Here is a 19,696-nt window from a genome sequence, read left to right as displayed (position 1 = left end):
GCAGTGACTCCTCATCGGTCCGCTACCGAAGGACGGCCCCGTTGCGTACGACAGAGACCGTGGGCGTGTTCAGCGCCCTGCTACTCGACATGGACGGCACCCTCGTCAACTCCGACGCCGCGGTGGAGCGGATCTGGCGGCGCTGGGCCGAGGAGCACGACATCGACTTCGCCCGCGTACTGGCCGTGGTCCACGGCCGTCAGGGCTTCGCCACCATGGCGAAGCTGCTGCCCGACCGGCCGATGGAGGAGAACCTCAGGGAGAACGCGCTGCTGCTCGCCGAGGAGACCACCGACGTCGCGGGCGTCGTCGAGATCCCGGGCGCGACCCGCTTTCTCGCCTCGATCGAGGAGCTGCCGCACGCCCTGGTCACCTCGGCCGACTCGGCGCTGGCCAAGGCGCGGATGACGGCGGCCGGGCTGCGGATGCCGGACGTCCAGGTCACCGCGGAGTCGGTGAGCGCCAGCAAGCCGGACCCGGAGGGCTTCCTCAAGGGCGCCGCCGCGCTGGGCGTCCACCCCTGGGACTGCGTGGCCCTGGAGGACTCGGCCGCCGGCGTCGAGGCCGCGCTGGCCTCCGGCGCCCAGGTCATCGGCGTCGGGCCACGGGCCGCCACCCTCGGGGCGACGGCCCATGTGGAGACGCTGGAGCAGCTGCGGGTCACCCCCGCGCCCGACGGCGGCGCCCGCGTGACGATCACCCGCTGAGCGGGCGCCGCCTCCCTCGCGCCGCGGCGCTCAGCCGGTGATCGCCTCGTAGAAGCTGAACCCGGCCAGCAGCACCATGACCACCGCCGCGACGCGGGTGATCACCCGCAGCGGCACCCGCTTCATCAGCGCGGCGCCGCCGAGCACGCCGATCCCCGCCACCGCCCACAGCGCCAGCACGGCGCCCACGGCGACGGAGAACGGATCGTCGTACCTGGCGGCGAGGTTGGCCGTCATGATCTGGGTCAGATCACCGAACTCGGCGACCAGGATCAGCATGAAGCCGCTGCCCGCCACCCGCCAGAAGGTGGCGCTGCTCGGAGTCTTCGCCCGCTCCTCCTCTTCCTCACCCTCGTCGTTCTTGGCCGCCTCCCGCAGCAGCAGCACCGCGCCGCCGAGGAAGAGGACGCCGACCACCGCCTGGAGCGGGCGCTGCGGCAGCAGGGTCAGCACGCTGCCGGCCGCCACCGCGAGCGCCACATGCAGGGCGAACGCGGCGGCGATGCCGGCGAAGACGTAGGAGGCACGGAAACGGGTGCCGAGAACGAGACCGGCGAGCGCGGTCTTGTCCGGCAGCTCGGCGAGAAAGACGACGCCGAAGACCACGGCCGCCGTCGAAATGTCGAACACTGGGGAACCTCGGTAGGGCTCAGGCCGCCGGCCGAGTGCCTCGCGGGGAGCGCTGACCTCGGCACGGCAGCGTCAACTGACACTGTCGGCCGAAGGTCTCGCCGCGGCACGGCCTCACGGCCGCGGTCCGCTCCGGGCGCCGGGCCGCGCCGCTGGTGGCGGCGGGCCAGTGTGTCGAACGCACCGGCGTAGGGCTACTCCCCTTCAGTACCCCCCAGCCTACCCGCCGCCGCCCCGGAGGGCCGCGCCGGGATCGGGGGCGCCGGCAGGGTCTCGGCCTCCGCCGTGCCGGAGACGGGTACGCCCCGGAACGGGACCGTGAGGCACGCCACCCGCACGCCGGCGTCCCCCGGCGTTCCGTGGTGGCCACGGGAGGTGGCGTGCTCGTGGATGACCACGGAGTTGGCCTCGCCCGCCCGGAAGTACCAGTCCTGCCGGGCGTCGGCGGCGCCGGCGCCCTCGCCGTCAGCGGTGAAGTCGAGCCAGACCTCGTTGGACGGGTTGGCAGCGCCGGGGCGGTCGCTCGGCTCGTGCTGGTAGTGCGGGCCCGAGTCGGCGGGGTCGGGGCCGCAGGGCTCGGCGTGCACATGGGCGCCGTAGGTGTGGCCGGGGACCAGGCCCCGCACGCGCAGCTCGACCCGGGTGCGGCCGTCGCCGACCCACTGCACGACCTCGACGGGCGAGCCCGCCGGCACCAGCGTCTCGTCGTAGGTGACGGCACCCGTGCCGCCCGCGCCGACCGGCGCGAACTCGCCCACGAACAGCCAGCCCTGCTCGACCTCGCGCCCGGCCCCCTCCCGCTCCCCCGCGCGCTCGGCGGCGAGCGCCGTCCCCCCGGTGCTCGCCAACGCGGCGAGCAGCGCCGCCAGTCCGCCGGTGACCAGTGATCTCATCGCGTGCTCCCTGTCGGTCGAGCTGTCGGTTGTACTGCCGGGTGAACGACTGCGGCGCCGCGAAGGAACGGCGTCGAGACCCCACCCTGCCGGGGCACAGCGTGAGATGATGGCCACACGCACCCGCGCACGCACCCGCGTGATCCTGCCGAAGGACGTGCGCGTACGCTGTACGGCGGAACCGACTCGTTCCGCGCCACGTCTGATCAGTCACCACCTCGCGCGCCGGAGCGGTCGGCCCGATCACTGGGGGGAACGGGGAGAGAAGCAGTGCAGGAGACCTTGGGGATACTGCTGTACGCCCCCTGGATCTACGTGGCCGTCGTGCTGTCCATCACGCTCGACGTCTTCTTCCCCGTGCTGCCCAGCGGCGCGCTGGTCGTCACCGCCGCCGCCGTCGCCGCCGACACCGCGGCCGAGGTGACCTCCCTGCCGGGACCGCCCACGCCGGGCGGCAAGTTGCCGCAGATCGCCCTGCTGGTGATCTGCGCGATCACGGCCTCCGTCCTCGGGGACGTGCTCGCGTACCGGCTGGCCAGGCGCGGCGGGCGGCGCTACGGACCGGCCATAGCGCGTTCCCCCCGGCTGCGCCGCACCCAGCAGCGGCTTGAGGTGGCGCTCACGCGCGGGGGTGGTGCGCTGGTGGTGCTCGCGCGCTTCGCGCCCGCCGGGCGCGCGGTGGTCAGCCTGGGCGCCGGCGTGACCGACCGCCGCACGCGCGACTTTCTGCCGTGGTCGACGCTGGCCGCGCTGGCGTGGACCGCTTACAGCGTGGGCGTGGGCTACCTCGGCGGGCAGCTGCTGGGCGCCAGCTGGCTGAGCGCCGGGCTGTCGCTGCTGGCGCTGGTCGGCGCCGGCGTGCTCGCCGCCCGGCTGCTGCGCCCCCGCGGCGACGCCAAGACCCAGGCCGCCGCCCAGGCCGCCGCCCAGATCCCCGCGCCGGCCTCCGAGCCGCGGGTCGTCTGACCCGCGCTCCCCGGAAGGACCGGACGCGGGGCGGACGCGGGGGCGTTTCCGCTGGTCCCTCGCCGCCGTTGCCTTCCCGCAGGGCGTTCCGGCCGTTCCGGCTCAGTCGAGGCGGCCTATCCCGCCGTACCAGGACACGTCGGCGTGGTCGGGGCGGGACTCCTCCGGCTCCTCGTTGCGCCAGTCGCTGACCACCTGCACGCCGGGCTCCACCAGCGTCAGCCCGTCGAAGAACCCGGTGAACCGCTGCCGGTCGCGAAGCGTCAACGGCACGCCCTGCCTGCGGTAGGCGTGCTGCACACCCATCGCCGCCTCGGGCGCGAGGTCGGCGGTGGCGTGCGACAGGATGAAGTGGCTGCCCGGCACGACGGCCTCCCGCAGCACCCGCACCAGGCCCTCGGGCTCCTCCTCGTCGGCGACGAAGTGCAGCACGGCGACGGCCAGCAGGCCCAACGGCTGCGAGAAGTCGAGCAGTTCGGCGGCCCTGGGGTGCTCCAGCACCTCGCGCGGGCGGCGTATGTCGCCCTGGATGACGGCCGTCCGCTCGTCCCTGGCCAGCAGCGCGCTGCCGTGGACCAGCACGATCGGGTCGTTGTCGACATAGACCACGCGCGCGGTCGGATCGTCTGCCTGGGCGACCTGGTGCACGTTCTCCGCCGTCGGCAGCCCGGAGCCGAGGTCCAGGAACTGCCGGATGCCGGCCTCCCGCACCAGATAGCGGACGGCGCGGCCGAGGAACGCCCGGTTCTCCCGGGCGGCGGTGCGCAGCAACGGGAACGGCCCCAGCGCCTTCTCGGCCGCCTCGGCGTCCACGGTGTAGTGGTCCTTGCCGCCCAGCAGATAGTCGTACATCCGCGCCGAGTGCGGCTGGTCCGTGCGCAGGTCCAACGCCTCCGGCGGCGCGCCCTCACCCTGTCCACTCACCACACGGTCCTCCGGTTCCGGGTTGTCGATCATGTGTCGAACTCCCGTGGCAGAGTAACCAATTACCGAAAGACCGTCAGCTGACGGTGGCATCTCCCGTCGCGGTGTGGCCAGTTGTCGACGGCTCAGCCGTCGGTGCCGGTCAGGTGGGCGGTGTCGCCGAAGGTGACCGGCCGCAGCCGCGTGCCGTCCCCCTCCCAGCGGGACAGGGAGGCGTTCGGCACGGCCGCGGGACGCTCCGGCGGCACCGCGCCGAGGCCGGCGACGACCAGGCCCAACGCCACGACCACGGCGTCGTGCGCCACCAGCAGCACCCGCCGCCCCGGCGCGGCCTGGGCCAGGTCGCGCAGGAAGTCCCGCACCCGCAGCGTCACGTCGGGAAACGACTCGCCGCCCGGCGGCCGGTACCACCACTCCCCCACCGCGGCGCGGCGCCGCGCCTCCTCCGGCGCGTGGGCCTCGACGGCCAGCGGGGTCATCAGCTCGAAGACGCCGGCCTCCCGGTCCCGCAGCCGCTCGTCCACCAGCGGCGCCGGCGCGCCCGGCCACTGCTCGGCCGCCGCCGACCAGCTCTCCAGGGCCCGCGCGTACGGCGAACAGACGACCAGCTCGGGCCGCCGCTCCGCCGGCAGCGCCGCCAACCGCCGCCCCACGGCCGCCGACTGCTCCCGCCCGACGCCGGTGAGCGGCACCCGGGCCTCGCGGTAGGCCAGGCTGTCATCGGGCCGCCCGGCGCGGGCGGCCTCCCGGAAGACGACGTTGGAGACGCTCTCCCCGTGCCGGACGGCGGTCAGCTCGGCGAGGGGGAACGGGGGCGGCGGCAGCACATCACTCGACATGCGCCCAGTGTGACGCCGAGGACGGCCCGAACGGCCGACGCGCGGCGGGGGGGGTGGGCCTCCATAGCAGCCTCGTCGCCAACGGCGACGACGTCGAGCTGCCCGCGCGGCCACGATCGAACAGCCGCGGCGAGCCGCACGGGCGAAGCACGTTCGGCCCCGACCTTTCAGGCAGCGGCGAACGCCTGCTCGATGGCGAGGGTGTCCTCGTGGCCCGACGACGAGGGGTTCAGGCCGGCGGGTGAGCCTCCCTGAGCCGGCGCAGGGACGCCGCGATCGCCTCGTGGACGTGCTCCTCCGTCAGGGGGGCGGAGAACAGAGCCGAGCTGAAGGAGAGCCCTTCGACGACCGCGTGGAGCAGGAGCGCTTCGCGGTCCAGCGTCGCGTCGTCGATCGCGCGATCGGCCATCGCGTCGCGCAGGGCCGAGCGGACGGCATCCTGGCTCAGCGCGGACGTCGCGGCGATGTCGGCGGCGAGTTCGGGGTCGGTGCGCGCCATGACGCGGTACTCGACGAGCGCGGCGTTCTCCTTGCGCTCCTGGTCGCTGGTCGGAACGGTGAAGGCGACCGCGTCGGCGATCCGGGTCAGAGGATCGGTGGACAGCGTCGTGTCGCGACGTGCGACGCGTTGCATGAGGACCGTGAGCGTGAAGCGCATGACCTCGCGGAGCGTGTCGCCGAAGTAGTGCCGGATGCTCCCGATGGCCAGGCCCGAGCGGGCGGCGATGCGAGCGAGGGTGACCGAGCGGAGGCCGTGCTCGGCGATCTCGTCGATCACCGCGTCGGCGACCTGCTCTCGACGGACTTCCGGGTCGATTCTCTTGGCCATGGGAGGAGCATACCCCGCAGGTAGCATGTTCGTGCTACTTTTAGTGGCATGGACGTGCTACTAAAGCCCACGGGCAGTCCCCCATCCGCGGCGAGCGAGGATCGGAAGGAGTCATGAACGCCCCGCGCGATCCCTGGTCCTCGGGTCTCGGCGATCTCGACGGCGGCGCCGAGGCGCGGTGGCCGCCGGCGCCACCGCCCGGAGCACCGCTGCCGCCGTTTCGCCCCTCGCTCCTCCTGCGGCGCACCCGGTTCGCGATCGACCTCCCCGAAGCGTCGACCGCGACGGTCGACGTCGACCACTCTGCGGGGCTGGCCTCCCTCTACCGCGACGACAGACACGTCCAGACGGCCGAGATGCCGGTCGAGTTCCAGCTCGAACGCGGCAGGATCGACGTCGCCGCGAGCAGGTTCGGCATGGAGAGGATCAGCCTCGTCGCGGCCGACGGAAGCCAGCGTCAGCTCGTTCCCGCCCCGGGGACGCCGGAGCACTGGCGGGCGCAGCTGTCCCGGCGGCGCCCCGGCATGGGGCGGGCTCTGGCTGCCGCCGCCGTGCTGGTGCTGGTGGTCAACCTGATGGTCCTCGCTCCGCAGCTGCTGGACCTGCTCACCCATCAGTCGATCTGGACGGGCCGGTTCCCGTCGTTCGACTCACCTCTCGCCCTCCCCGCCTGGGCCAACACCGCCCTCGCCGTGCTCGGCGCACTCGCGGGCGTGGAGCGAGCGCTCTCCCTGCGCAACCACTGGCTCCTGGACGTCGAGACCGCCGGGATGGACGGCTGAGGTCAGGGGATCGCGCGGCACTGCTGCCGTCGGCTCGCGCGCCGGCCCCCCCCCTCTCGACGGCTGACCACCCACCACGGCCACGTTCCGCAGGACACGTTCGGCCCAGCAAAGGAGAAGAACCCGTGCGTCACCCATCCCGTTCCGCACGTCGAGCCCGACCCCGCCCGTCGGTACTCGTTCTCGCCGCACTGACCGCGCTCGTCGGCCTCCCCGCCTGCACGCCGTCGACCCCGACGCCGGGCCTCTCCATCTACCTGGAGCAGGATCTCGACTGGGGGACCTGCGACGGCGTCGCGACCAACGCCGTGGACGAGGAGCTCTTCGCGAACCCCGATCTCGAATGCACATCGGCCGAGGTGCCGCTGGACTACACCGAGCCCGAGGGAGAGACAGCGCAGGTCGCCCTGATGCGTCTTCCGGCCCGTGGCGAGGCCGAGGGCTCGTTGCTCGTCAATCCGGGTGGCCCCGCCGGATCCGGTCTCTCGTTCGTGGCGGCACAGGCGCCGACCTTGCAGGACGGTCGCCTGACCGAACGGCTCGACATCGTCGGGTTCGACCCGCGCGGAGTCGGTGCGTCGACGCCCTCCGTGGACTGCTACTCCGACGAGGAGTACGACGCGGGTGAGGTGCCACGATTCGCCGCCGTCTGGAACGTCACCAGCGCCGACCAGGCAGAGGAGCTGGCGACGCGCTGCGCCGAGGGGTCCGGCGGCGCGGAGAACCTGGTGAGCGTCGGATCGACGAACGTCGTGAAGGACATGGACGTCCTCCGGGAGGTCCTCGGCGACGACGAGCTGACCTACCTCGGCTACAGCTACGGCTCCGAGCTCGGTGCCATGTACGCCACGGAGTACCCGGACAACATCCGCGCGCTGGTGCTCGACGGCGGCGTCGCGCCGGACCTCACGCTGCCGGATTTCCGCGTCTCCCAGCTCGCCGTCCAGCAGGACCGCTTCGACGACCTGGCCGCGCTCTGCGCCGAGTCCGGCGACTGCGTGCTGGGCGACGACCCGAGGACAGCGAGCGACCGCCTGCACGAGATCGTCCAGCCGGTCGTCGAGTCACCCGCGGCCACGGACGACGGCCGGGAGCTGGACGTGTGGGACGTCTACGCCGGCATCGTCGGCGGCCTGTTCTCCGAGGCGAAGTGGCCCGACGTCATCTCCGCGCTGACCGCGCTGGAGGACGGCGACCCGGAGGGGGTGTTGGCGCTGCGCGACGCGTCGTTCGGTCGGACGCCGGACGGTGTCTACACGATCGACGCCGACGTCAACATCGCCGTGCGCTGCATGGACTACCCACGGTCCACGCCGCAGGAGCACGCCGCCCACGCGCGCGAACTCGCGGAGGTGGCTCCGATGTTCGATCTTGAGGTGCTCACCGGACAGAACTTCCGCAGCGAGTGCGGCGCCTGGCCCGCGCCGCCGACGCGTGAGGACCCGTGGCTCACCGACGTTCCTGAGCTTCCGGAGACCCTCGTCGTATCGGTCACCGGCGACCCCGGAACGACGCACGACGGAGGTGTCGCTCTTGCCGAGGCGCTCGGAAGCAGCCTCCTCACTGTCGAGGGCAAACAGCACGGCGCCTACCTTCTGGGCGGGAGTCGGTGCGTCGACGAGATCGTCGAGGCGTACCTCATCGACGTACGAACCCCGCCCGATGGAGCGCGTTGCAGCCTCTGAGGCGGCCCTGAGGCGGCCCTGTGGCGGGATCGACCAGCGGTTTGCCGTGGCGGTCGTCTTCCGACGCCAGGTTCGGTCCATGGCCACCATGGCCACCATCGCTCCGGCCGTCCGGGCCGCTGCTTCGAGAGTGGCGCGGGCGCGGGCCGCAGCCACCGCATACGATTCTGGGCGCGGCGGTCTTGCCGCGCTGCGACTTGCTCGTTCCACGCCTGGAACTCAAACCGGTGAGGTCGTTGGTTCGAACGACGATCCTCTGGTGGGTGCAGACGGGTTCGAACCGCCGACATCCGCCTTGTAAGGGCGGCGCTCTACCGCTGAGCTATGCACCCGGGGAATTCGCTGGCAAAGCCTACACGGCTGGCCGCCGGGAACAACGAGGCCGGCAGCCCCCGGTCTTGCCGGCCTGGGCACCTTGTCGGGTGCGGCTCGGTGTGTGGTCGCTCGCGCAGTTCCCCGCGCCCCCGGTCCGCGACAGCGAAGGGGCGCGAGGAACGGCGCGGCGCATCCGTGACGGGCCGCGGACGACCACCGTGCCGCACAGACCACGCGGGTTGTCGCCCGCAGCACGGCCAACGGTCACTCGCACCCCCCGTCCGCGACAGCGAAGGCGCGCGGGGAACGGCGCGGCGCATCCGTGACGGGCCGCGGACGACCACCGTGCCGCACCGGCGAGTCCGGTAGTCGCACGGCGCACCCGCGCCGGCAAGGCGTGTTGTCGGGCACTACCGACAGCTTTCGGAACGTTGTGTGGGTGGGAGAATGAGCGGGGACTCACCTGGCCCAGCGACCACGGGGAGAAGGACACTGTGACAACCGGCCGAGCCGCGAGCCGACTGGCGAGGGATCTCACCGTCTCCATGGTGCTGGCGCCGGCCGCGTTGGTGGCGTTCGCGCTGGTGGCGGCGCCCGCCGCGTTCACGGGCGGGGGGACGCGGCGCTGGGGCCGGGGCCGGGCCGAGGAGTCGCGGGCCAGGGCGCAGCAGGCGAAGGACGCGGCGGCGACCGCGTTCTACGAGTTGGACACCGCGCACCGGGACCTGCGGATCACCCTGGAGACGGTGTCGGCCGCCGAGGAGACCCCGGAGTCGCGACGCGCGAACGCCGGTTTCGCCACGCTGGGCGAGCAGGTCGACCAGGTCAGCCACGACTACATCACCACCCTCGACGCGCACGACCTGGACGCGGAGGAGTTGGAGGCAGGCGCGGCCAACCGCGCGCAGCGGGAGCTGGCGCGGGTGACGGACGCGCTGGTGCGGCTGAAGGGCGACCTGGAGCGGTTCGAGCAGAGCCTGACGCCGCTGGTGGCGCGGGCGCAGGAGCAGTTGGCGCAGGTGGCGCCCGCGGTGGAGCGGGCGAAGGCGGCGCTGCTGGCGGCGACGGAGGCGTTGGACGGGGCGCGGCGTTCCGGGCTCGGCGCGGACGAGTTGGCGGCGCGGCTGGCGGGGCTCGGGCCCGAGCTGCGGGCGTTGAACGAGGGCGCGGGCCGGCACGGGGTGCGGCCGACGATCCAGCGCGCCGAGCGGGTGCGTCGGCAGGCGGAGGCGATCGCGGCCGAAGCGGCGCGGCTGCCGGAGCGGGCGGCGGAGATCGACCGGCGGCTGACCTCGTCGCGCACCAGGGCGGAGGCCATCAGCAACCGCGCAGACTCGGTGGGGCCGGTCCTGAGCGAGCTGCGGCGGCGGTTCATGGCCAACTGCTGGCAGGACCTCCAGCGGGTGCCGGAGCAGGCCGAGGAGGCGGTGCGGGAGGCCGGGGAGGCGTTGGCGGCGGCGCGCGGGGAGCGGCGTGCGCAGCGGTTCGAGGCGGCGACCGTCCAGCTGGCGCGGGCGCACGAGCTGCTGGGCGGCGCGGACGAGGCGGTCTCGGCGGCGGGTGACCGGCTGCGGCGGCTGAACGAGATCGCCGGGGACCCGTCGGGTGAGATCGAGCGGACGCGTTTCGCGCTGCGGGACGCGCAGCGGCTGGCGATGCGGGGGCGGACCGTTCCCGACCCGCGGCACGCCGGGCCGCTGGACGCGGCGGTGACGCGGCTGGAGCGGGCGGTGACGGAGCTGGAGGGCGGGGGGCGGAACCCGGACTACTGGCGGTTTCTGACCGAGCTGGAGGGTGTGCGGGAGACGGCGGGCGCGGTGGTGGACGCCATCCGGGCGGGCCGCTGAGGCCATCGCCGGCGATCCGGGCGGGCCGGGCGATCCGGGGCTCCCTGCGGCAGGTCCCGGCGGATCGTCGGGCGGGGGCGGTGTCGTCCGGGGCGGGCCCGGGTACGCGGAACGGGACATTCCGGGAGTGCGGCGGCCGGTGAGGCGCGGTTCCCGGAGCGACCGACTTCCGAGGGACCCGAGGAGGCCACCATGGCATCGGTCTCGTCCCTGTTGGGGACGGATTCGCGCGGCGAGCCCCGGCTGCCGGAGGGCGGCCCGCTCGGCCTGCTGCGGCGGGCGACGCTGGAGCGGGACCGGCCGGCCGACCGGCGGCTCAACCGCTTCTACCGGATCGGCGCCGGGCTGATCGGCCTGGCCCTGGTGATCTTCGGCGTCCTGGGCGTGACGCAGCGCCTGGGCGCCTTCTCGACCGGGGACGACACGGTCTGGGGCATGAACACCAACGGCGCGCTCAGCTGGCTGTCCGTCGTGGTGGGGCTGGCGCTGGGCGTGATGATGCTGGTCGGGGGGAGCCTGGCGTCCGTGTTCTGCCTGGCCCTGGGCGCGCTCTTCGTGCTGAGCGGCTTCGCCCATCTGGCGGTGCTGAGCACCGGCGCGAACGTGCTCAACTTCGGGCTCTCCAACGTGTTCTTCAGCTTCGCCGTGGGATTGGCGCTGCTCTTCGTCGGCATGTACGGCCGGGTCTCCGGGCGGCTGCCGCACGACAACCCGTTCTGGCGGGCGCGGCACCCGGAGGCGGCCGTGGGCGTGGAGCGGCGGCAGCGGCTGGCCGACCGGCAGCGTCGGGAGATCAGCGAGGACTGGCGGCGGCAGGACCGGGAACGGGAGCGGCTGCGTCGTCCGGTCCGGCGGCGGGAAGCGCGGCGAGCAGCGCGCGAAGAATCGTCTCCCCGCAGCTGACCCCGCGTTCGTCGAGGCCGTTGACGCGGGGGTGGGTCCAGCCGCTGCCGGCGAGTTCGCCGTGGCCTGGGCGCCAGGCGGCGTCGCCGGCCAGCAGCAGGTCGCGGTCGAGGAGCGAGTCGCCGGCCGTCAGCACCCGCCCGGTGCCGGCGCGGCGGGCGACCTCGGCGACCGCGGCGCTCTTGGTGAGCGGCTCGGGCACCACGTAGAGCTTGCGGCCCTGGAGGGAGACGGTCCAGCCGCGCGGCGCCGCCCACTCGGCGAGCGCCTTGGGCCAGGCGTCGGGGAGCCGTTCGCGGTCCACCACCAGGTAGTGGAAGAGGCCCTCGGCGTCGCGGTCGCGCAGCAGCCAGGCCGGGTCGGCGGTGGCGGCGACGTGGGCCCTGACCTCCTTCAGTGGCGCGCAGGCGGCGGCGATCGCGCGGGTGACCGCGCGGTGCCAGTCGGGGTCGCTGACGCCGTCGACGAGCAGATGGCCGCCGTTGGCGCAGATCGCGTAGCGCGGCGGCGGGCCGGGCAGGCGGATCCTGAGGTACTGCTCGCGGGTGCGGGTGGTGGTGGGGACGAACACGGCGCGCGGGTCGGCGGCGAGCGCGGCGAGCAGGGCGGCGGCGGCCTCGGTGACGAACGACTGGGGCCTGCCCCGGTAGTTCTCCACGGACAGCAGCCGGGGGGCGTCACGGTCGGCGCAGGTCAGCTCCAGCGCGTTCGCCGAGTAGATCAGCGTGCGGTCCAGGTCGCTGGCGACGAGGGTGCGGGGTGTCATGCGCCGCTCTCCGTTCCGTGGGTCGTTCTGCCGTCGGCGCCCGTGGCGCCCCTGGTGTAGCGGGGGTGGATCAACCCGACGCAGCTGTAGGGAAGTTCGTCGGTCTCCTCGACGGGGACGCCGCGCTGGGCGGCGAGCAGCCGGATGTGGTCGAGGTCGGAGCCGGCGCCCCGGCGGGCCAGTATCCGCCAGGGCACGCGCCGCAGCAGCACCCTGGTGGTCTCGCCGACGCCGGGCTTGACCAGGTTGACGTCGTGGATGCCGTACTCCTCGCTGACGCGTTCGACGGCGCGCCAGCCGGCCCAGGTCGGGGTGCGGTCGGCGGCGAGCAGCGCGGCGGTGTCGGCGGCGACGGCGTCGGCGACGTCGGGGAAGCGGGCGGTGACGGCGTCGAGGAAGCGGCCGGAGACGTCGGCTCCGGCCAGCTCGCGGTAGTGCTTGGCGCCGTGGAAGTCGCCGGGGCCGACCAGGTCGGCGCGGAGCACGGTGCGGGATATCAGGCCGGAGACGGTGGAGTTGAGGCAGGCGGACGGGATCAGGAAGTCGTCCCTGGTGCCGTAGGTGGTGACGCAGCCGCCCGGGTCCGCCAGTACGGCCAGGCCGGGGTCGAAGCCGGGGAACGCCTCCAGCGCCGCCGCCAGCTCGCGGGTGATGGCGCCCTTCCCCGTCCAGCCGTCGACGAAGACCACGTCCTCCGGGGCGTGGTGGGCGGCGATCCAGCGCAGCGCCGTGGTGTCGACGCCCCGGCCGCGCACGATGGACAGCGCGTAGTGGGGCACGTCGACGCCGTGCGCGTGCCGGGCCCAGCGGCGCATCAGGACGCCGACGGGCGTGCCGGCGCGGGCGAGGGAGACCAGCACGGGCGAGGGCGAGCGTTCGGCGAGGACCGTCTCGGTGACGGTGCCGACGGCGCGGGCGACGCGGTCGGCGGAGGCGTCCAGCGCGTGGGCGAAGAGGCGCTGGTACTCCTCGCTCGGCTGGTACTCGACGGGCAGCGACTCCGCGTAGTGGGCGCCGCCGGACTGGATGGCCTCCTCGCGCTCCTCGCGGGGCGCCTCCAGCGTGACGCCGGAGAGGTCCTGGAGCAGCCAGCCGACCTCGTCGGGGCGGTAGGAGGAGAACGCGGGGCCGCGCAGCGGGCGCGGCAGCGGCTCGGGGGCGGGCAGCACGGCGAGCAGCACCCGGGCCGCGTGGCCGGCGAGGGTGGCCAACAGGCCGTCCGCCGCGTGGAGTTCGGCGGTGTCGCCGGCGGCGTCGGTGACGACGAGGACCGCGTCCCAGCCCTGGCCGGCGACGTTGTAGGCGTAGCGGGGGCCGGGGTCGGGCGGGCTGTCGTGGGCGGGGAAGTCCAGCCGGCTGCGGATGGCGTAGCCGGGGTCGTCGACCGCCAGCACCGGGGAGCGGGTGGTGGAGGAGAACGCGACCTCGGCGCCCTCGCCGAGCGCGCCCTGAAGCGCCTGCGCGAGGCGCAGCGGCGCGTACATCAGCTCCTCGGTTCCCAGCACCAGCACCCGGCGTGCGCCGGGCGGGAGTTGGGCGGCCAACTCGGCGCCGAGCGCCGGCAGCGCCGCTTCGAGCCGCGCGCGGTGGGCGCGGGTGAAGCCGTGCCGGCCGCCGTCGGGCACGCCCGCCGGCCAGCGGAGCGTGAGCCTGGCGGGCGGGGCCGCGGCGCGCGGGGGCGGCGGGGCGGCGGGGGGCTCGTGCGCGGCGACCAGGGCGGCGCCGCGCGCCAGCACGTCGTCCGGGAGGGCGATCCGGCCGGCGGCCAGGGCCACCACCCGCACGGTGGCGCCCAGTTCGGCGGCGAACTTGGCCAGCGCGGCGCGGTCCGCCTCCGTCCTGGTGTCGACGAGGGTGGCCACCACGTAGCGCGGTCGCGGCCAGAGGCGGTGCAGGGCGGCGATGGTGTTGCGGACGGTGCGGCCGGTGGACAGCTCGTCGTCGACCAGCACCAGCGGGCCCCCGCCGGCGAGCAGCCCGGGGTCGGAGGGCAGCAGCAGATGGGAGGTGTGGTGCGAGTGCTCCTCCTCGAAGCCGCCGACCGGGGGCAGTTCGGGCACCGGGCGCCGGGTGGAGTGCAGATAGCCGACGGCGTCCAGCCCGTCGGCGACGCTGTGCCCGAGCCCGGTCGCGGTCTCCGCGTAGCCGAGGACGACGGCGCGCCCGGCGTCCTCGCCCAGCTCGTCGGCGACCCGCCGGCCCAGGGCCAGCCCGGTGCCGTGTATCCGTTCGGGCCGCCGCGGCACGTGCTTGCCGAGCACGCGGGAGACCAGCAGATGGGCCCTGCGCGGGTTGCGCCGCAGGGCCAGGCCCAGCAGCTCCCGCGCTTCCGTTCCGGTCAGCGCGACCCCGAGCCGTCGGGTGACCCAGTCACCCGACCATATGGGGGCCGTCACGCGTTGCCCGCGGCGAGCAGGTCCACGAAGTCCACTCCGTCTCTGGCGACGCCGAACACCTCGGCGCGCAGCATGGTCCTCTCGGCCCAGGCGCGGTGCGGCTTCACCTCGTTCATCTTGTTGGTGTAGGCGGAACGCAGCACCCCGCCGCCCCCGGGGACCGCGCCCAGTATGTCGGCGGCGTCGGTGTACTCCTCGTGGCTGACGACCGAGAGGGCGTGCACCGGGGCGACGTGCGAGGGGTGGATGCAGGTCTTGCCCATCAGCCCGTTGGCGCGGTCCAGCTCGATCTCGCGCAGCAGCCCGTCCATGTCGTGCTCGATCAGCCGGGCGCGCAGCTCCTCCGCCCGGCCGCTGAACGGGGTGTTGCGCAGCTGCGGCTTGAAGAGCCGCTCCTGGGTGCGGAAGTACTCCCAGACCGGGCCGGTCACGGTGCACCCCGAACCGTCGGCGCGTCCCAGCACGTTGACCACGTCGGCGATCACGGAGGCGACCAGGCCGACGTCGTAGGCGGTCATCTCCGGGGTGCGGCGCAGCCCGTACGCCGAGCAGAAGTCGGTGACGCCGAGCCGCACGGCCGGGACCCGCTCGCGGTGCTTCTCCACCAGCGCCGCCACCGCGCGCAGCACCTCGTGGCGGCTCTCCAGATGCAGCAGCTCCGGCGACTCCAGCACCGGCATCACCAGCAGCCGCCGCCCGCACAGCACCTCGGCGGCGACGGCCGCCTCCAGGAACGCGGCGCCCGAGGAGGGCGTGAACTTCGGCAGCACATAGCCGGTCAGCAGCCCGATGTCCTGACCCAGCCGCCGCGTCAGGTCCAGGATCTGCTCCGGTTCCCTGACCCGCACGAAGAGCAGCGGCAACGAGCCGGGCGGCTCGGCCGCCAGCAGCCGGAACTGCCGCAGCAGGTTCGCCTCGGCGTCGGCCACCTCGGCGTCGCCGATGGAGTCCTCCAGGCACAGCACCATGGAGACCACGCCCGACCTGGCCTGCTTGCCGACGTCCTCCGCCAGCCGCGGTCTGGTCGCCGGCGCGTACAGCGTCGCGCCCAGGGCGTAACCCACCGTTCTCACCGGCGAGTCGGGGCCGAACTCGGCCGGCTCCCGATGGAACAGCGCGCGGCGGCGCGCGGCAGTCAGATGCCCGAAGTGCCGCATGTGGTCCCCGCTCTCCCCCACCCTCCGGCCGCCTGGCTGACGTCACCGGTTTCGGGCCATCGTAAGCTCGGCATTGTTTCGAGAGCATGGCCGTAGGCAGGATTCGGTGTATGACCCCTGTGCTGGAACCCGGTGCTCCGCTGCGGCTGGACGCCGGCGGGGTCCGCGTAGAGTTGCGTTGGAGCTGGCAGCACAGCGGTGCCGGAGCGCCCGACCTCGACCTCTCCGCGCTGCTGCTCGGCGGCGACGGACGCGTCGGCCAGGAGGGCGACTTCGTCTTCTACAACCACCCCAGCCACCCCTCGGGGCTGGTCCAGCGCCTCCCCAAGGAACGCGCGGACGGGAGCCTGCGCGACGTGGTGCGAGCCCAACTGACCGGCCTGGACAAGGGGATCACACGGATGGCGCTGGCCGCCTCGGCGGACGGCGGCTTCCGCGCCGAGCTGAGCCGGCCCGAGCTGACCGTGCACGACCTCGCCACCGGGCGCCCGCTCGCCGCGCTGCCGCTGCGCCCGGGGACGCGCGAGACGGCGGTGCTCTGCGGGGAGGTGGCCCGCACCGAGGACGGCGGCTGGGAGCTGCGCGCCATCGGGCGCGGCTTCACCGGCGGACTGGTCGCGCTGGCCGGCGAGTTCGGCATCGGCGCGGCCCGCAGACCGCCGCCCACGCCCTACGGCTACCCGGGCGCCGACCCGGCGTTCGTGCTGCCCCCACAGGGGCCGCAGTTCCTGCCCGGCGCCGCCCGCTGAACGGGCCGGGCCGGCGGCCCGCCCCACGGGTGGACTACTTGCGCCCCCGCCCCCAGGACATGCCCCAGCCGTAGAGCCGGTCGATCTCCGACTGGAAGCCGTAGACGTACTTGACCTGCCGGCGCGCCACCAGCTGGTCCTTCTCCTTCTCGATCAGGAGCACCGCGCAGGAACGCGCCTGCGGCGGCGGGTCGGTGCAGCCGATCTCCACGTTCTTCCCGTCGGGGGTGGCGAGCGTCACCACCACGTCGGCGCGGTCGAACGTCGGGGCGCCGTCGTAGATGTAGACGAAGATCAGCAGCCGCTTGAACTCGTCCTTGTTGTCCAGGTTGATGTACAGGTGCTCGCCGGAGCCGGTGCCGAAGCGGTCGTCGCCGCTGAGCTTGATGTAGGGCGACTCGTTGAAGTCGCCCTGGAGGCCGCCCAGCGCCTGCACGACGCCCCTGGTGCCGTCGGAAAGCTCGTACATGCACGCCAGGTCGAAGTCCATGTTGGCCACGCCGTGCGAGTGGCCCTTGATCTCGGCCGGTTTGAACACCGCGAGCGGATGGCGCCAGTTGTCCATCCAGCTGCGCTGCGAGCGGCCGAAGTCGCTGTTGCTGCGGATGCGCCAGGTCAGGTCGACCCGCAGGGTGCCGGTGTCGGCACCGTCACCCGTCAGCACCGCCTCCGGGTTGCGTCGCGTCAGCTCCGACGCGTAGCTCATCGCCCCGCCGAGCGCGTCGAACTTCTGGTTCGACGCGCCCCCGCGCCAGTACGACCACAGGGACACCATGCGGCGCCACCCCTCGCCTCTCCCCCTCCCGCCAGGGAGGGCCACCTGCCCGAAACGGGACGGTCCGAGACCGTCCCGTTACAGGCTTCCGCGTTCGCCGGGCGCTCAACCCCCGGCGGAGACGTGCTTCGGCTCGACCCCCTCGGCGGCCTCCCGCTGGTTGGCCCGGACCGAGGAGTAGAACGCCCAGGCGATCAACCCGACGCCGACCAGCCCCGTGACCACCTCGGGCAGGTGCCAGCGGATGCTGATCAGCAGCATCACGGCCAGCGCGCCGATCGCGTAGTGCGCGCCGTGCTCCAAGTACCGGTAGTCGTCCAGGGTGCCCTGGCGGACCAGGTAGATGGTGAGCGAACGGACGTACATCGCCCCTATGCCGAGGCCGAGCGCCATCCAGAAGATGTGGTTGGTGATGGCGAACGCGCCGATCACGCCGTCGAAGGAGAACGACGCGTCCAGCACCTCCAGGTAGAGGAAGAGGAAGAACGCGGCCTTGCCGGAGGCGCCGACCACCGTGGTCTTCTTGCCGGCGCGGCGGGCGGCCTCCTCTTCCTCCTCCATCTTCTCCTGGTCGTCCTCCAGGCGGTTCTCGAAGTAGCCCGAGAGGCCGCCGACGATCAGATAGGTGAGGAGCCCGGCGAGACCGGCCAGCAGCACCGTCTCGGTCTTGTCCGCGTGGTGCCCGCCGTGCTGGTAGGCCTGGCTGGCGACGGTGGTGGCGGTGAGCAGCAGGGCGGCCAGCGCGACGCCGACCGAGAAGCCGTCGATCCGGCTCAGCCGGGAGAGCGGGCGCTCCAGCCAGCGCGCCCACATGACCTCGCGCTCCTCGAAGAGGAAGTTCAGGGCGATCATCAGCAGGAACATCCCGCCGAAGGCCGCGATCGAGGGGTGCGCGTCGGTGACCATCTGCGAGTACTGGTCGGGGTCGTCGAGCGCCAGCTCGACCGCCTCGACCGGCCCGACCCCCGCCGTCACGGCGACGATCAGCACCGGGAAGACCAGCCGCATACCGAAGACGGCGATCAGGATGCCGACGGTGAGGAAGATCTTCTGCCAGAACTCGTTCATCCGCTTCAGGACACCCGCGTTGACCACCGCGTTGTCGAAGGAGAGCGAGATCTCCAGGATGGAGAGGATCGCCACGACGGCGAAACCCTCCCAGCCCCAGAAGTAGAGGGCGACGGCGAGGCCGGCGACCGTCACGCCGAAGGACCAGCCAAAGGTCTTGAGAATCACGAGTAGTCCAGTCTTCCGCGCGAGGTCGCGGTGGTTATGCCGGTGGACGGGAGAGAGGAGAGCCCCGTGGCCCGGGGCCTCCCCGCCCGGCCCGTGGGGGACGGACCGCCGACGCGGCGCGGGAACGCCGCCTCAGAGGTCCACCCCTCCACCGCCGAGCCCGGTCAGAGCGCCTTGAGCGCGGTGACGTAGTCGTTGAGGTCCCGGGCGTTGGGCAGGTCGTTGACCACGCTCCAGCGGACCGTTCCCGAGGTGTCGATCACGAAGGTGCCGCGCACCGCGCAGCCCTTGTCCTCGGCGAAGACGCCGTAGGCCCGCGAGACCTCGCCGTGCGGCCAGAAGTCCGAGAGCAGCGGGTACTCCAGGCCCTCCTGCTCGGAGAAGACGCGCAGCGAGGGCGCCGGGTCGTTGGAGACCGCCAGCAGCTGGACGTCGTCGTTGACGAAGGAGGGGAGGCGGTCCCGCAGCTCGCACAGCTCCCCCGTGCAGACGCCGGTGAAGGCGAAGGGGTAGAAGAGCAGCACCACGTTCTTCTGGCCCTGGAAGTCGGACAGGGTGACCGACTGGCCGTGCTGGTCTCTGAGGGTGAAGTCGGGTGCCTTGGTACCGGGCTCGATCGCCATGCGCGCGTAATCCGTTTCCCTGAGGACGGCAAAGTGACGTGGCACAGCCTACGTCTCGCCTCCGCACGCACGGAGGCGCCCCCGGGGCCGCCCGGGACCCCGACGGGTCCCGGCGTCGCTCCCGGAGGCGCCTGGGTCACTTTGCGTTACCGCTCACTTCTTGCCGGCGGCCTTGGGGGTCACCAACCTGCTTCCCGACCAGTCCTTGCCGGCGTTCACGGTGCTCGTCTGCGACAGTCCGGCCGTCTGGGCGGCCTCGCCGATGTCGCTGGGCTCGACATAGCCGTCACGCCCCGTCTTGGGCGTCAGCAGCCACACCGGCGCCCCCGGGTCGATCAACGTGGTGGCGTCCACCAGCGCGTCGGTCAGGTCGCCGTCATCGTCGCGGAACCACAGCACGACCGCGTCGGCCACGTCGTCATAGCTCTCGTCGACGAGCTCCTCGCCGGTGACGGCCTCGATCCCGTCGCGCAGCTCCTGCTCGGCGTCCTCGTCGTAGCCGAGTTCCTGGACCACCTGCCCGGGCTGAAAACCCAGCCTGGCGGCCGGGTTGGTCCGCTCATCCGCGTGGTCCGCGGTCGCGCTCACTGATAGCTCCTGTCCTGTCTCGGGTAAAGAACAAAGGGTGCCACGCGTGCGCGCGGCTTGGGGCGTAGTCCACACGGGCCGGGCGG

General features: G+C 73.3%; 19 protein-coding genes and 1 tRNA gene. 7 read left to right on the top strand and 13 right to left on the bottom strand.

What is annotated here, in order from left to right:
* Nucleotides 1-41 precede the first annotated feature (41 nt).
* Entirely contained in the window at nucleotides 42-707 is a 666-nt protein-coding gene (locus FH715_RS03705; protein WP_281290692.1) for an HAD-IA family hydrolase, read from the top strand.
* 30 nt (nucleotides 708-737) lie between these two features.
* Here the strand turns inward: FH715_RS03705 and FH715_RS03700 are convergent, their stop codons facing one another.
* Entirely contained in the window at nucleotides 738-1,337 is a 600-nt protein-coding gene (locus tag FH715_RS03700; protein ID WP_139640600.1) for a TMEM165/GDT1 family protein, read from the bottom strand.
* A 194-nt stretch (nucleotides 1,338-1,531) separates the two neighbouring features.
* Nucleotides 1,532-2,230 carry a superoxide dismutase family protein gene (locus FH715_RS03695; RefSeq protein ID WP_139640598.1) on the bottom strand — a complete coding sequence of 233 codons (699 nt, stop codon included), beginning with the start codon at nucleotides 2,228-2,230 and terminating at the stop codon, nucleotides 1,532-1,534.
* A 270-nt stretch (nucleotides 2,231-2,500) separates the two neighbouring features.
* On the opposite strand from FH715_RS03695, the gene FH715_RS03690 reads away from it, so the two are divergent.
* A complete protein-coding gene (locus FH715_RS03690) occupies nucleotides 2,501-3,196 on the top strand; it encodes a DedA family protein (RefSeq protein WP_139640596.1) in 696 nt (231 codons plus the stop codon).
* Between the two features lie 102 nt (nucleotides 3,197-3,298).
* On the opposite strand, the gene FH715_RS03685 is transcribed toward FH715_RS03690, so the two are convergent.
* From FH715_RS03685 to FH715_RS03675, 3 genes are all read right to left on the bottom strand, one after another.
* On the bottom strand, nucleotides 3,299-4,153 hold the full coding sequence (locus tag FH715_RS03685) for an SAM-dependent methyltransferase (RefSeq protein ID WP_139640594.1): 855 nt from the start codon (nucleotides 4,151-4,153) through the stop codon (nucleotides 3,299-3,301).
* Between the two features lie 92 nt (nucleotides 4,154-4,245).
* Complete coding sequence (locus FH715_RS03680; protein WP_139640592.1) at nucleotides 4,246-4,959, bottom strand: histidine phosphatase family protein; 714 nt, start codon at nucleotides 4,957-4,959, stop codon at nucleotides 4,246-4,248.
* Between the two features lie 229 nt (nucleotides 4,960-5,188).
* The gene (locus FH715_RS03675) at nucleotides 5,189-5,788 is read right to left on the bottom strand and encodes a TetR/AcrR family transcriptional regulator (RefSeq protein ID WP_139640590.1); all 600 of its coding nucleotides are present in this window, start codon (nucleotides 5,786-5,788) and stop codon (nucleotides 5,189-5,191) included.
* A gap of 113 nt (nucleotides 5,789-5,901) precedes the next feature.
* Between FH715_RS03675 and FH715_RS03670 the strand changes: the two genes are divergently transcribed.
* Both FH715_RS03670 and FH715_RS03665 read left to right on the top strand, forming a co-directional pair.
* Nucleotides 5,902-6,570 (top strand): hypothetical protein, encoded by a 669-nt coding sequence (locus tag FH715_RS03670; protein WP_139640588.1) that lies wholly within the window; start codon nucleotides 5,902-5,904, stop codon nucleotides 6,568-6,570.
* 125 nt (nucleotides 6,571-6,695) lie between these two features.
* Nucleotides 6,696-8,255 (top strand): alpha/beta hydrolase, encoded by a 1,560-nt coding sequence (locus FH715_RS03665; protein WP_139640586.1) that lies wholly within the window; start codon nucleotides 6,696-6,698, stop codon nucleotides 8,253-8,255.
* Between the two features lie 257 nt (nucleotides 8,256-8,512).
* Here the strand turns inward: FH715_RS03665 and FH715_RS03660 are convergent.
* Nucleotides 8,513-8,587 (bottom strand) — tRNA-Val (locus FH715_RS03660).
* Nucleotides 8,588-9,115: 528 nt separating this feature from the next.
* Here FH715_RS03660 and FH715_RS03655 point away from each other — a divergent pair.
* The gene (locus tag FH715_RS03655; RefSeq protein WP_211367433.1) at nucleotides 9,116-10,417 is read left to right on the top strand and encodes a hypothetical protein; all 1,302 of its coding nucleotides are present in this window, start codon (nucleotides 9,116-9,118) and stop codon (nucleotides 10,415-10,417) included.
* A gap of 192 nt (nucleotides 10,418-10,609) precedes the next feature.
* The gene (locus FH715_RS03650; protein ID WP_139640582.1) at nucleotides 10,610-11,320 is read left to right on the top strand and encodes a DUF4383 domain-containing protein; all 711 of its coding nucleotides are present in this window, start codon (nucleotides 10,610-10,612) and stop codon (nucleotides 11,318-11,320) included.
* Here the strand turns inward: FH715_RS03650 and FH715_RS03645 are convergent.
* The 3 genes from FH715_RS03645 to FH715_RS03635 are packed head-to-tail and all read right to left on the bottom strand — an operon-like array spanning nucleotide 11,211 to nucleotide 15,639.
* Nucleotides 11,211-12,086 (bottom strand): HAD family hydrolase, encoded by an 876-nt coding sequence (locus tag FH715_RS03645; protein ID WP_139640580.1) that lies wholly within the window; start codon nucleotides 12,084-12,086, stop codon nucleotides 11,211-11,213. The genes FH715_RS03650 and FH715_RS03645 overlap by 110 nt on opposite strands.
* Entirely contained in the window at nucleotides 12,083-14,482 is a 2,400-nt protein-coding gene (locus FH715_RS03640) for a phosphoribosyltransferase (RefSeq protein WP_139640578.1), read from the bottom strand. Before FH715_RS03640 ends, FH715_RS03645 begins: the two co-directional genes overlap by 4 nt.
* Nucleotides 14,479-15,639 carry an HpcH/HpaI aldolase/citrate lyase family protein gene (locus FH715_RS03635; protein WP_139640576.1) on the bottom strand — a complete coding sequence of 387 codons (1,161 nt, stop codon included), beginning with the start codon at nucleotides 15,637-15,639 and terminating at the stop codon, nucleotides 14,479-14,481. The genes FH715_RS03640 and FH715_RS03635 overlap by 4 nt, the downstream gene beginning before the upstream one ends.
* A 110-nt stretch (nucleotides 15,640-15,749) precedes the next feature.
* Between FH715_RS03635 and FH715_RS03630 the strand changes: the two genes are divergently transcribed.
* Nucleotides 15,750-16,388: a TerD family protein gene (locus tag FH715_RS03630; protein WP_139640574.1), complete on the top strand. Its 639-nt coding sequence runs from the start codon at nucleotides 15,750-15,752 to the stop codon at nucleotides 16,386-16,388.
* A gap of 34 nt (nucleotides 16,389-16,422) precedes the next feature.
* Here the strand turns inward: FH715_RS03630 and FH715_RS03625 are convergent, their stop codons facing one another.
* The 4 genes from FH715_RS03625 to FH715_RS03610 all read right to left on the bottom strand — a co-directional run bounded on the left by FH715_RS03625 (nucleotide 16,423) and on the right by FH715_RS03610 (nucleotide 19,610).
* A complete protein-coding gene (locus tag FH715_RS03625; protein WP_139640573.1) occupies nucleotides 16,423-17,163 on the bottom strand; it encodes a Tellurium resistance in 741 nt (246 codons plus the stop codon).
* A gap of 105 nt (nucleotides 17,164-17,268) precedes the next feature.
* Nucleotides 17,269-18,399: a DUF475 domain-containing protein gene (locus tag FH715_RS03620; RefSeq protein ID WP_139640571.1), complete on the bottom strand. Its 1,131-nt coding sequence runs from the start codon at nucleotides 18,397-18,399 to the stop codon at nucleotides 17,269-17,271.
* Nucleotides 18,400-18,563: 164 nt separating this feature from the next.
* Nucleotides 18,564-19,022, bottom strand: a complete 459-nt coding sequence (locus FH715_RS03615; RefSeq protein WP_139640569.1) for a peroxiredoxin — start codon at nucleotides 19,020-19,022, stop codon at nucleotides 18,564-18,566.
* 153 nt (nucleotides 19,023-19,175) lie between these two features.
* Entirely contained in the window at nucleotides 19,176-19,610 is a 435-nt protein-coding gene (locus FH715_RS03610) for a DUF3052 domain-containing protein (RefSeq protein ID WP_139640566.1), read from the bottom strand.
* Nucleotides 19,611-19,696 lie beyond the last annotated feature (86 nt).

The organism is Streptomyces sedi, from assembly GCF_006335015.1.
Lineage (GTDB): Bacteria > Actinomycetota > Actinomycetes > Streptomycetales > Streptomycetaceae > Streptomyces > Streptomyces sedi.
Note: the sequence above shows the minus strand (reverse complement) of the source record. Positions and strands in the feature narration are given on the sequence as shown.